The following is an 11478-nucleotide window of genomic DNA, read 5'->3' on the forward strand; positions in this document are numbered from 1 at the left end:
GCGGGGGGCCGGGGCGATCCGGTCGCGTACGCCCGTGACGCCCGGCCCACCGCCGTCACATGGGCGGGCCCCCGCCCGCCGGTTCACGGCCGCACGTTTCCATCCGGCCCGCTTGTTGGTCATGTGCCTGTACCGGCCCACTGTCACCACTGATCCCCGAAAGCCGCAGGTGACGACTTTTGTCGCGGGAGACAGTAGAGGTGATGACGGGTCGGACCTTCCGCGGAGAAATCCACTCCCACCGCGTGATCAGTGCCACACGCCGCCGTAGTGGGGATTCACCGGAGATCCGCTCATCGTCGACGAGCGCCGGCCAGGACCACGCCTGACCGGGGTCAGGGGTACCGGCGGTCGACGACGCGGCGGGTGACGTTCGAGGCGACGATCGTCAGCAGCCAGAAGTACCTTCCTCGCGACGGGTCGGCGAAGCTCACCGGGATCGACAGCAGGAACACCGACGCCGCCGTGCCGGCGCCCACCAGCAACCTCCGCAGCGCGTGCGGGGCCGTCCCCGGACGCAGCAGGCCGGCGCGGGTCGCGTGCCGGGCCATCAGCACCATGAGCAGCGCGATGGCGCTGATGACGACGGCGTACAGCACCGGGCCCAGCACGAGGCCGCCCTCGCTGTTCACCCGGGTGGCGAACGGCACCACCACGATCAGGAACAGCCAGCCGAGGTTGTAGCGCAGCAGCGCGGTGTCCACCACGTGGATCTTGCGGAAGAACTGGTGGTGGGCCAGCCAGAACGCGGCGATGACCCCGAAGCTGATCACGAAGTTCAGATACTCCCCGAGAAGCAGCTCCACGAACGAGCGCCAGACCTCGGCGTTGGTCTCCCCGGACGGCACGGGCAGCTCCAGCGCGAGCAGCGTCATCGCGATGGCGATCACCGCGTCGGAGAAGAAGATCAGGCGGTCGCGGACGTGCCGCCGGTCCTCTTCGTCGGTGAAGTGGGGGCTCTCCTGGACGTGCGTCCTGTTCAGATCCGGCACGGGGTGAAGTGTGCCACGGACGCGACACCTGTGGGGAGGGCAGGCAAGAGTGCCGCCGGGGGCGGCCTGATCGCGGCTAGAGTGGCGTGCGGGCCCTTCCCGGGCGAGGTGCCGCGTGGCGCCGCCGGGCGGGCGGGCCCGGCGCGCACGGGCGATCCGGAGGGCGGTGGCGATGGAGAACGGCGGGCTGATCCTGCTGGTCTTCCTGGCGTTCCTTTTCGCCTGGGGGCTGAACCGCTTCCGCAAGATGATCAGACTCGGCCCGGTGGCCTACGCCGGAGTGATGATCACCTTCGTCATCGTGATCCTCGCCCTCTACACCCAGACCCAGCGCTGACCCGCGTCATACTCCGCACTTGATCGCTATTTCACCCGTGATCATCATCGGGAAGATCAACCTTCGTTGCCAGGTGGCCGACATTCGATCCGACGCCCGGCGGCCCCCGTGATCGCTACTACAAGGACGCGCTGGATGGCGCGACGCTAGAGTTGTCGCGGTCATGAGGTCGCGACGCCCGCCGATCCGCCGGCGATCCGCACCGATGCGTTTGGTGCTGATCGTCCTTGCGGTGCTGCTCGCCGGTGGCGGCACGGTGCTCACCCGGATCCAGGTGCCGCTGGTTTGGTCGCTGATCCTTTTGGCGGCCAGCGGGGCGTGCGTCACGGTGCTCCTCCCGCTCGTGCTCGATCAAGCCAAGGCACTGAGGGACGAGCGGACCGGCGTCCGAGCATTGAAGGCCGAGGCCGACGTGTGGTGCCGGGTCAGCGACATGACCGACCCTGTCCGGCTGGGGGTGCACCCGGCGCTCACCCTTCGTGACAAGCCCGGAGGCCGGCCGCGCCGGATGCCCGCCTACGTCGGGCGTGACATCGACGGCGAGCTGGACGAGGCTCTGCGTGACGAGCGTCTGGTCATCGTGCTCGGGGAGTCGGCCACGGGTAAGTCTCGAGTCGCGTTCGAGGCGTTGCACAGAAACCTGGCGGATCATTGGATTCTCATCCCCCGCTCCACCAAGTTGCTTCGCGAGCTGGTCGATACGGGGCACCGACTGCGGAATACGGTGATCTGGCTGGACGAGCTGGAACACTATCTCGGCACGAACGGTCTCGATCCGGCGACGCTCGACGGTCTTACCACCTCCGGGAACGGAGTGGTGGTGCTGGCGACGATGCGCACCGCAGCGTACGCCGAACATGGTTCCGAGCGGCGGCGCGGCTCTTCCACGGGCGACGATCCGCGAACCGTCGCCAACCTGCTGGACTTCGCGCGAATCCTGCGGCTGGGCCGGTGGCCGCTGTCGGCGGCCGAGGAGCGTCGGGCGGCCGAGCTGGCCCGTCGGGACCCGAGCATCGCGGCGGCGTTGAACGCGACGGCGACGGGGATCGGGTTCGCGGAGTTCCTGGCCGCCGCGCCGAGGCTGTGGGATCGATGGCGCGACGGTCACGCCATCGATGTCCAGCCCGTGGGCGCGGCGATCGTGTCCGCGGCCATCGACTGCCGGCGCGCCGGGATGGCAGGGGCGGTCCCCGAGGAGCTACTGCGCGGGCTGTACCGCCTCTACCTCGACGAGCGGACCGTGGTGAGGCTCGATCCGGACGCCTTCGAGACGGGGCTCGCATGGGCGACCGAGCCGGTTCACGCCACCAGTGCGCTGCTCACGCGGCTGAGTGACGGCTACCGCGTCTTCGGCTACCTCGTCGACCGTATGCAGCGGGCTCCTGCGCCGCCCGCCGTGCCCGAGGCGGTGTGGGACAGGCTTGTGGAGCATCTCCCTCCCGGTGACGTGTGGCAGGTGGGAGTCCCCGCCTATCACGAAGGCCGCGAGGCTGTCGCGAGGAGGGCGTTCGAGAAGGGTGTCGAGGCCGGCGGTCCGGTTGCGGCGCTGGCGGTCCACGGGTTGGGCCTGCTGGCCTGGCGGGAGGGCGAGGTGGGCGAGGCCGAGGAGCGCTTCCGTCAGGCCCTTAACCTGGTCGAAAGCGACGGCCTCGCCATGGCCGCGATCGCGAACAGTCTCGGTCACCTGTTGCGAGAGCGAGGCTCGATCGACGATGCGCGGACCCTGCTGCGACAGGCCGCCGACCTCGGCTACGTGCCCGCCATCGTCGCTCTCGGACATCTGCTGTACGAACAAGGTGATCAGGAGGCCGCCGAGGCCGTCTTTCGCCGGGCCATGGAGGCGGGGAGCAGTCATGCCACGGTCGTCCTCGGCTGGTTGCTGGCCCAGCGCGAGGACTGGGAGGAGGCCGCGCGGATCTATCGCCGGGCGATGGGCCGGGGATCGGTGGACGCGGCCGCCCGGTTGGGCAAGTTGCTCCGCAACCGCGGGGAAGTGGTCGGCGCCGGTGAGTGCCTGGAGATCGCCGCGAAGGCCGGTGACCTGGACGCGGCCAACGATCTAGGGCAACTGCTGCTGGCCGGCGGCCACACGGCGGAGGGGAGGAGATGGCTCGCGCACGCCGCGGACTTCGGTGATGCCGCGGCCGCCTACAACCTGGGCATGTTCTTGCTCGGCCACGGCGAACAGGAGGAGGCTGAACGGCGCCTGCGCCAGTCCGCCCGCAGCGGTGGCCTGATCGCGGCGTTCGCCCTCGCCGCCCTGCTCGTTGATCGTGATGACCTTGTCGAAGCCGCGCACTGGTATCGGCAGGTGGCACAGGCGCCCGAACATGAGCTCAGACAGCATGAGTCGGAGCTCGGACCCGATGCCAAGGATCTCCGAACCGTGGCGATTATGAACCTTGGTCATCTCGCGTCCCGGGCGGGCGAGATGGCCAAGGCCGAGCAGTGGTTCGAGGAGGCCGCCGCGACCGGTCATCCAGAAGCCGTGACCACGCTGTCGGAGTTCCGGCAGTGGGGGAGCGAACTGACCGAGCAGATGCGGGAGATCCGGCGGGCCGCCGAGCGAGGTGACCCCGCCGCGGCCTACAACTACGCGACGTGGCACATCATGTGCGGCCGGTTGGCCGAGGCCGACCGCTGGCTACGGCCGTTGATGGAGGCGGGCGACGAACCGGCCCGGCTGGCCCTGGCCGAGAACCACCACAGCCGAGGCGACCTCGCGGAAGCCGGAGAGCTGATCGGGGAGCTCGTGAACACCCGATCGCCGGCCGTCGCGCTCGGAGTCGCCACGCTGGCGGCACGGATCGGCCTGGCCGAGGTGGCGAAGCAGGCTTTGTCCGGCCACGACCCGGCGGAGACGGCTGACGGCGCCTATCTCGTCGCGTCGCTGCTCAAGCTGCACGACCAGGACCACAGCGGTCAGTGGTTCCTCGAGCGGGCGGCCGAGGGCGGCCATCTCGGCGCCATGACCGAGTGCGCCGTTCGGCTCATGCGGCAGGGGCGGCATGAGGAAGCCGAACCGCTGCTGCGCCGGGCCGCGGAAGGCGGACATCACGACGCGCAGTACAACCTGGGTTACCTGTTCAGGCTTCTCGGCCGGCTCGATGAGGCCGAGCACTGGTACCGGCGGGCTGCCGACGCCGGTCATCTGTACGCCTTGAACAATCTCGGAGTCCTGCTGTTCGCACTGAAACGATGGAACGAGGCTGAACCATTTCTGCGCCGGTCCGCCGCCACCGGCGATCATGATGCCGAGACCAACCTCGGCATTCTGCTGCTCCGTCAGAACAAGCGGGCCGAGGCGGTGAGGTGGCTGCGTCGAGCGAGCGACGCGGGGCATCAGATCGCCCGTCTCTACCTCCGTGGGTCTTCATAGGCGCCGACGGCCGCCACAACGATCCGCGCAGCCCCTAGGAGCAGGTGTGAAAGCAACGATCAACGCATGTCGCCTCGCTGGTAAGTGGGCACGTCGTTCGGTTCGGAACGAGGGGGATGCCCTCCACGATCACCCCTGGCCGTCTCCTCTCACAGGAAGCTGCCCTCCAGAAGGACGCGGGCGACCAGTTCGGGGTCGTCGCTCATGGGGACGTGGCCGCAGTCGCGCAGGAGCTTCACGCGCCGCCCGGACCACTTGGCGGCGCGCACGGCCTGGCGGGGCGGCAGCAGCCGGTCGTGGTCGCCCCACGCGATCGTGATCGGCGCCTTCGGCCGGGCCGGGGGCACGACCGCGTCGAACGAGGCCAGCGTCCGGTCGAAGCCGGGCGCGTCGCGCAGGGCCTTCCCGCCCGCGATCACCGCCTCCGGGCTCATGCGCCCTGGCCGGGCGACGACGAGCCCGACCGACGCCGCCCGTCCCACCTCGGACCCGGCGAGGGCCCGCATGCCCTCCGCGGGCAGCGCCCGGCACAGGCGGCGCAGGCCGAGCAGCAGCATTCTGGCGCGGAACCGCTCCGCTCCGGCCCAGAAGCCGGCGGGGGACAGCGCCGTCGCCGTGCGGACGACGCCGCGCGCGGCCAGGGTCAGCGCCACGTAGCCGCCGAGGGAGTTGCCGGCCACGTGGGGCCGCTCCACGCCGAGCCGCGCGCAGAACGCCTCCACCGCGTCGGCGAGGGTCTCGGGGTTGTAGGGCGTCCCCGCGGGCAGAGGCGGCGAGGCGCCGAAGCCGGGGAAGTCGACCGCGATGACGTCGCGAAAGGGGGCAAGCAGGTCGAGGACCGGCTCCCACGCCTGCCAGTGGTGGCCTATGCCGTGCAGGAGCACCAGCGGCGGCCCGTCGCCGCGCCGTTCGTACGCCAGTTCCATCCCGCCGAGTCAAACACCGATCGCCTCGCCTGTCACCCGCCGGGGAGGTCAGGGCGTGAAGCGGTAGCCCATGCCGGGCTCGGTGATCAGGTGGACGGGGCGGGCGGGGTCGCGTTCGAGCTTCTTGCGGAGCTGGGCCATGTACTGGCGCAGGTAGTGGGTCTCCTTGGCGTAGGCCGCGCCCCACACCTCGCCGAGCATCTGGCGCTGGCTGACCAGCCGGCCGGGGTTGCGCAGCAGCAGCTCCAGCATGCGCCACTCGGTGCGGGTGAGCCGGACGTCTCCGGAGACGGTCTTGGTGGCCAGGTCGACCGTGTGGTCGCCGACGCGGACCTGCGTGCTCTCGGCCTCCTGCGTGGACACCCGGCGGGTGACGGCCCGGATGCGGGCGAACAGCTCCTCGATGTCGAACGGCTTGGTGACGTAGTCGTCGGCCCCCGCGTCCAGGGCGTCGATCTTGTCCTGGTTGCCGGCCCGGCCGGACAGCACGACGATCGGCACGCGCGTCCAGCCGCGCAGCCCGTGGATGACCTCGACCCCGTCCATGTCGGGAAGTCCGAGGTCGAGCAGGATCAGGTCGGGGTGGAACTGGGCGGCCTCGCGCAGCGCGGCGCCTCCGTCGGCGGCCACGGCGACCTCGTAGTGGCGGGCGACCAGGTTGATGCGCAGGGCGCGCAGCAGTTGCGGCTCGTCGTCGACGACCAGGACCCGGGTCATCGGTGCTCTCCGACGGGCATAGAGATGATCATGGTGAGCCCTCCTCCGGGGGTCTCGTCGGGCGTCAGGGTGCCGTTCATCGCCTCGGCCAGCCCTCGGGAGAGCGCCAGGCCCAGGCCGACGCCGGTGTGGCCGGCCCGGTCGCCCAGGCGCTGGAACGGCAGGAAGACCTGGTCGTGGGCGTCCGGCGGGATGCCGGGGCCGCGGTCGATGACCCGGATCTCCACCCGGTCGCCGTAGTGGCTGCCGGTGACCAGTACTCGGTGCTCGGGCGGGCTGTAGCGGACGGCGTTGGACATCAGGTTGACCAGGATGCGCTCGAGCAGCGCCGGATCGGCCATGATCTCGGGCAGGTCGCCGGGGATGTCGTCCTGGACGCGCTCGCCGAGCGGCCCGAGGTCGTCGATGGCGCGCGGCATGACGTCCTCCAGCGCGACGGGGTGCAGGGTGAGCCCCAGCACGCCGGCCTGCAGGCGGCTCATGTCGAGCAGGTTGGCGACCAGGCGGTCCAGCCTGGCCAGCGACTCCTCGGCCGTGGCGAGCAGTTCGGCCCGGTCCTGCGGCGTCCACTCGATGGTCGTGTTGCGCAGACTGTCCACGGCGGCCTTGGCCGAGGCGAGCGGCGTGCGCAGGTCGTGGCTGACGGCGGCGAGCAGGGCCGTGCGCATCCGGTCGGCCTCGGCCAGCGGCCGCGCGGCCTCGGCCTCCTGCCGCAGACGCTCCTGGCGCAGGGCGACGGCGGCCTCGGCGGCGAACGCCTCCAGCACCCGGCGGTCGGAGGCGTCCAGCAGGTGGCCGCGGACGGCGAGCACGAGCCGGTCGTCGACCTGCACGTCGGTGTCGGAGTCGTCGGGGCTCGCGCAGGGTGGCCCGCCGGAGGTGGCCACGATCCGCCACGACTGCGGTGCGGACCGGTGGTCGGGGCCGGCCGGGCCGACGCGTTCGAGCAGCGTCACCGACGTCAGGGTGAAGGTCTCGCGCAGCCGGGCCAGCAGGGACGGCAGCGCGGCCTCGCCGCGCAGTACGTGCCCGGCCAGCGTGGACAGCACCTCGGCCTCGGCTCCGGCGCGGGCGGCCTCGCGGGTGCGCCGCGCCGCCAGGTCGACCACCGTGCTGACCGTGGCCGCGACCAGCACGAACACGAACAGCGCCAGCAGGTTCTCCGGCTCGGCCACCGTGAGCGTGTTCAGCGGCGGGGTGAAGTACCAGTTGAGCAGCCCGAACGCGCCCACCGCGGCGACGACCGCCGGCGAACGGCCGCCGACCAGGGCGACGACGACGACCGTCAGCAGGAACAGCAGGATCTCCCCGGGCAGCGCCAGCGTGCCGCGCAGCGGGACCAGCGCCGCGGTCAGCGCGGGAAGGCCGGCGACGGCCAGCGCCCACCCGGCCAGACGCCGGCGGCGGGTGAGCACGGCGCGGGAACGCGACGCCCTCCGCAGTCCCTTGCTGACCTCCTCGTGGGTGATCATGTGGACGTCGATGGGCCCCGAGCGTGCGGTCGTGGTCACCCCGACGCCGGGGGAGAGCACCTGCGCGAAGCGCCCGCGCCGGGAGGCGCCGAGCACGAGCTGGGTGGCGTTGACGCCGCGGGCGAAATCGAGCAGGGCGCGCGGGATGTCGTCGCCGACGACCTGGTGGTAGGTGCCGCCCATGCTCTCGACCAGCGTCCGCTGACGGGCCAGGTGGGCCGGGTCGGCGCCGGCCAGGCCGTCGGGGGCGGTGACATGGACGGCCAGCAGGTCGGCGCCCTGGGTACGGGCCGCGATGCGCGCGGCGCGGCGCACGAGGGTGTCGCCCTCGGGACCGCCGGTCAGCGCGACGACGACCCGTTCGCGCGCCTCCCAGGTGCCGGCGATGCCGTGGTCGGCGCGGTAGCGTTCGAGCTGCTCGTCCACCTTCCCCGCGACCCAGAGCAGGGCCAGCTCGCGCAGCGCGGTCAGGTTGCCCTCCCGGAAGTAGTTGGACAGGGCCGCGTCGATCTTCTCCGGCGGGTAGACGTTGCCGTGCGCGAGCCTGCGGCGCAGCGCCTCGGGCGACATGTCGACCAGCTCCACCTGGTCGGCCCGGCGCACGACCTCGTCGGGGACGGTCTCGCGCTGCGGCACGCCCGCGATCTGCTCCACGACGTCGTTGAGCGACTCCAGGTGCTGGATGTTGACGGTGGAGATGACGTCGATGCCGGCGTCTAGGATCTCCTCGATGTCCTGCCAGCGCTTGGCGTTGCGCGACCCCGGCACGTTGGTGTGCGCGAGCTCGTCGATCAGTGCGATCTTGGGCTTGCGCGCGATGACGGCGTCGACGTCCAACTCGGTGAAGGTCGCGCCCCGGTAGGTGAGGGTTCTGCGGGGCAGCGTCTCCAGCCCGTCGATCAGTTCGGCCGTGCGGGCGCGGCCGTGCGTCTCCACCAGGCCGACCACCACGTCCCTGCCGCGCGTGAGCGCCCGGCGGCCCTGCGCGAGCATCGCGTAGGTCTTGCCGACGCCGGGGGCGGCCCCCAGGTAGACGCGCAGCCGCCCGCGTGCCGCGCCGGGCGCGCGCGCCGCGTCCGCCTCCCGTGCCGTGCTCACCGCTCGCCTTCCGTCATCCCGCGTCCAGTGCCAGGTTGAGCGCCAGGACGTTGACCGCGGGTTCCCCCATGAACCCCAAGCTACGACCGCTGGTGTGCCGCTCGATGAGGGCCTTGACCCGGGCGAGGGGCAGGCCGCGTTGCCGGGCGACGCGGGGCGCCTGGAGTGCGGCGTAGGCCGGGCTGATGTCGGGGTCGAGGCCGGAGCCGCCGGCGGTGACGGCGTCGGGGGGGACGAGGGCGGTCGCGGTGCCGCGGACGGTGACGGTGCGGCCGGTGGCGTAGTTCTGGCCTGGTGTGCCGCATTGGACGGTGATGCCCTGGTAGGTGGTGATGAAGGGGGTGGTGGGGCAGGGCTGGTTGACGCTGACGGCGCGGGTGGGGGCGCCGGTGGCGGGGAAGACCTCAAGGACGGCGCCGACGCCGTCGGGGGTGCAGTACGGGCGGGCGCCGCTGACCCCTTCCAGCTCACCGACGGCCTTGCTCCGCGCGCAGACCTGGCTCAACAGGGACCGCCGGCCATGGCCCCGCATGCCGGATGCCCCGGGGACGGGCAACACGTCCAGGACGTCCGCAGGGCCCAGGTTGCTCGCCGCGCTCGCCATGGGGTCGTATCCCGCGGCCGACGGGCGGGACTGGAAGTACTTCTTCACCGGGTTGCCGCCGGCGTCGGTGAAGTTCTGCCCGATGAGCACGCTGCCCGCGTCCTCGCCGTGGATCCGCACGATGGAGCCATTGGCCTCGCCGTTGAACAGCGCCTGCGCCACTCCCGTGACCACCAGCGGATAGACGACTCCGGTGATCACGGTGAGCACCAGCAGGGCGCGCAGACCGGCCAGGTACCGGTTCATCCAGCTTGGCAGATGGCGCATCTATGACATCCCCGGAAGGAACCGAACGAGCAGGTCGATGAGTTTGATGCCGATGAACGGGACGATGATGCCGCCCAGGCCGTAGATGTAGAGGTTGCGGGACAGGAGTTGGGAGGCGCTGGAGGGGCGGTAGCGGACTCCGCGTAGTGCCAGCGGGATGAGCGCGATGATGATGATGGCGTTGAAGATGACGGCGGAGAGGATGGCCGATTGGGGGCTGGCCAGGCGCATGATGTTGAGGGTGTCCAGGCCGGGGTACACGGCGGTGAACATGGCGGGGATGATGGCGAAGTATTTGGCGATGTCGTTGGCGATGGAGAAGGTGGTCAGGGCGCCGCGGGTGATGAGGAGTTGTTTGCCGATCTCGACGATTTCGATGAGTTTGGTGGGGTTGGAGTCGAGGTCGACCATGTTGCCGGCTTCTTTGGCGGCGGAGGTGCCGGTGTTCATGGCGACGCCGACGTCGGCTTGGGCCAGGGCGGGGGCGTCGTTGGTGCCGTCGCCGGTCATGGCGAGGAGTCGGCCGCCTTGTTGTTCGCGTCGGATGAGGGCGAGTTTGTCTTGGGGGGTGGCTTCGGCGAGGTAGTCGTCGACTCCGGCTTCGTCGGCGATGGCTTTGGCGGTGAGGGGGTTGTCGCCGGTGATCATGATGGTGCGGATGCCCATGGCGCGCATGTGGTCGAAGCGTTCGCGCATGCCTTGTTTGACGACGTCTTTGAGGTGGATGACGCCGAGCACGCGGGCGGTGCCGGTCGTGGTGATCTCGCCGACGACCAGGGGGGTGCCGCCGGAGGCGGAGATGCCGTCGACCAGCGGGCCGACTTCGCTGGTGGGGTGGCCGCCGTGGTCGCGCACCCACTTCATCACCGAACTCGCCGCGCCCTTGCGCACCTGGCGGCCGTCCACCTCCACGCCGGACATGCGGGTTTGGGCGGTGAAGGCCACCCACGAGGCGTGGTCCAGCTCGCCGGGCGTGTGCTCCCGCAAGCCGTAACGCCGCTTGGCGTGCACGACGATGGAGCGGCCTTCGGGGGTCTCGTCGGCCAGGCTGGCGAGCTGCGCGGCCTCGGCCAGCTCGCGCTCCGGCACCCCCTCCACCGGGAGGAACGCCGAGGCTTGGCGGTTGCCCAGGGTGATGGTGCCGGTCTTGTCCAGGAGCAGGGTGCTGACGTCGCCGGCGGCTTCGACGGCGCGGCCGGACATGGCCAGGACGTTGCGTTGCACGAGGCGGTCCATGCCGGCGATGCCGATGGCCGACAGCAGGGCGCCGATGGTGGTGGGGATGAGGCAGACCACCAGGGCGACGAGCACGATGCCGGTGACGCCGTCGCCGGTGAGCGCCAGAGAGTCGGGGACGCCGGGGTTGGCGGTTTTGGAGTAGATGGCCAGGGGTTGCATGGTGGCGGTGGCGATCAGGAAGATGATGGTGAGTGCGGCCAGCAGGATGTTCAGGGCGATCTCGTTGGGGGTCTTCTGCCGGTTGGCGCCTTCGACCAGGGCGATCATCCGGTCGATGAAGCTGTCGCCGGGTTTTTGGGTGATGGTGACGATGATGCGGTCGGACAGGACTTTGGTGCCGCCGGTGACGGCGGAGCGGTCGCCGCCGGACTCGCGGATCACCGGGGCGGATTCTCCGGTGATGGCTGATTCGTCGACGCTGGCGATGCCTTGGGTCACGTCGCCGTC

At 70.9% G+C, this 11478-nt stretch carries 8 protein-coding genes; 2 read left to right on the forward strand and 6 right to left on the reverse strand.

All coding sequences use genetic code 11. From position 1 onward, the window contains the following. Window positions 1-335: 335 nt before the first annotated feature. Complete coding sequence (locus ABZU32_RS15235) at window positions 336-992, reverse strand: TMEM175 family protein (RefSeq protein ID WP_354922208.1); 657 nt, start codon at window positions 990-992, stop codon at window positions 336-338. Between the two features lie 166 nt (window positions 993-1158). Between ABZU32_RS15235 and ABZU32_RS15240 the strand changes: the two genes are divergently transcribed. Together ABZU32_RS15240 and ABZU32_RS15245 are read left to right on the forward strand one after the other, a co-directional pair. Further along, window positions 1159-1329 (forward strand): hypothetical protein, encoded by a 171-nt coding sequence (locus ABZU32_RS15240; RefSeq protein ID WP_354852421.1) that lies wholly within the window; start codon window positions 1159-1161, stop codon window positions 1327-1329. Window positions 1330-1534: 205 nt separating this feature from the next. Then, the gene (locus ABZU32_RS15245; protein ID WP_354922211.1) at window positions 1535-4708 is read left to right on the forward strand and encodes a tetratricopeptide repeat protein; all 3174 of its coding nucleotides are present in this window, start codon (window positions 1535-1537) and stop codon (window positions 4706-4708) included. Window positions 4709-4857: 149 nt separating this feature from the next. On the opposite strand, the gene ABZU32_RS15250 is transcribed toward ABZU32_RS15245, so the two are convergent. From ABZU32_RS15250 to kdpB, 5 genes are all read right to left on the reverse strand, one after another. Beyond that, window positions 4858-5634 carry an alpha/beta fold hydrolase gene (locus ABZU32_RS15250; protein ID WP_354922214.1) on the reverse strand — a complete coding sequence of 259 codons (777 nt, stop codon included), beginning with the start codon at window positions 5632-5634 and terminating at the stop codon, window positions 4858-4860. A gap of 48 nt (window positions 5635-5682) precedes the next feature. After that, on the reverse strand, window positions 5683-6351 hold the full coding sequence (locus ABZU32_RS15255; protein ID WP_354852408.1) for a response regulator: 669 nt from the start codon (window positions 6349-6351) through the stop codon (window positions 5683-5685). Next, complete coding sequence (locus ABZU32_RS15260) at window positions 6348-8921, reverse strand: DUF4118 domain-containing protein (RefSeq protein ID WP_354922217.1); 2574 nt, start codon at window positions 8919-8921, stop codon at window positions 6348-6350. The genes ABZU32_RS15255 and ABZU32_RS15260 overlap by 4 nt, the downstream gene beginning before the upstream one ends. Window positions 8922-8934: 13 nt before the next feature. Next, entirely contained in the window at window positions 8935-9792 is an 858-nt protein-coding gene (locus tag ABZU32_RS15265; RefSeq protein WP_354922220.1) for a potassium-transporting ATPase subunit C, read from the reverse strand. Next, on the reverse strand, window positions 9793-11478 hold a 1686-nt coding region (gene kdpB, locus ABZU32_RS15270), incomplete at its 5' end, for a potassium-transporting ATPase subunit KdpB (RefSeq protein ID WP_354922222.1). It abuts the gene before it with no gap.

This window comes from Sphaerisporangium sp. NPDC005288, assembly GCF_040607475.1.
Classification (GTDB): domain Bacteria; phylum Actinomycetota; class Actinomycetes; order Streptosporangiales; family Streptosporangiaceae; genus Sphaerisporangium; species Sphaerisporangium rhizosphaerae.

Coding starts and splice junctions, on each gene's coding strand:
- ABZU32_RS15250 (WP_354922214.1), bottom strand. CDS start 5,634: ATGGAACTGGCGTACGAACGGCGCGGCGACGGGCCGCCGCTGGTGCTC.
- ABZU32_RS15265 (WP_354922220.1), bottom strand. CDS start 9,792: ATGCGCCATCTGCCAAGCTGGATGAACCGGTACCTGGCCGGTCTGCGC.
- ABZU32_RS15255 (WP_354852408.1), bottom strand. CDS start 6,351: ATGACCCGGGTCCTGGTCGTCGACGACGAGCCGCAACTGCTGCGCGCC.
- ABZU32_RS15245 (WP_354922211.1), top strand. CDS start 1,535: ATGCGTTTGGTGCTGATCGTCCTTGCGGTGCTGCTCGCCGGTGGCGGC.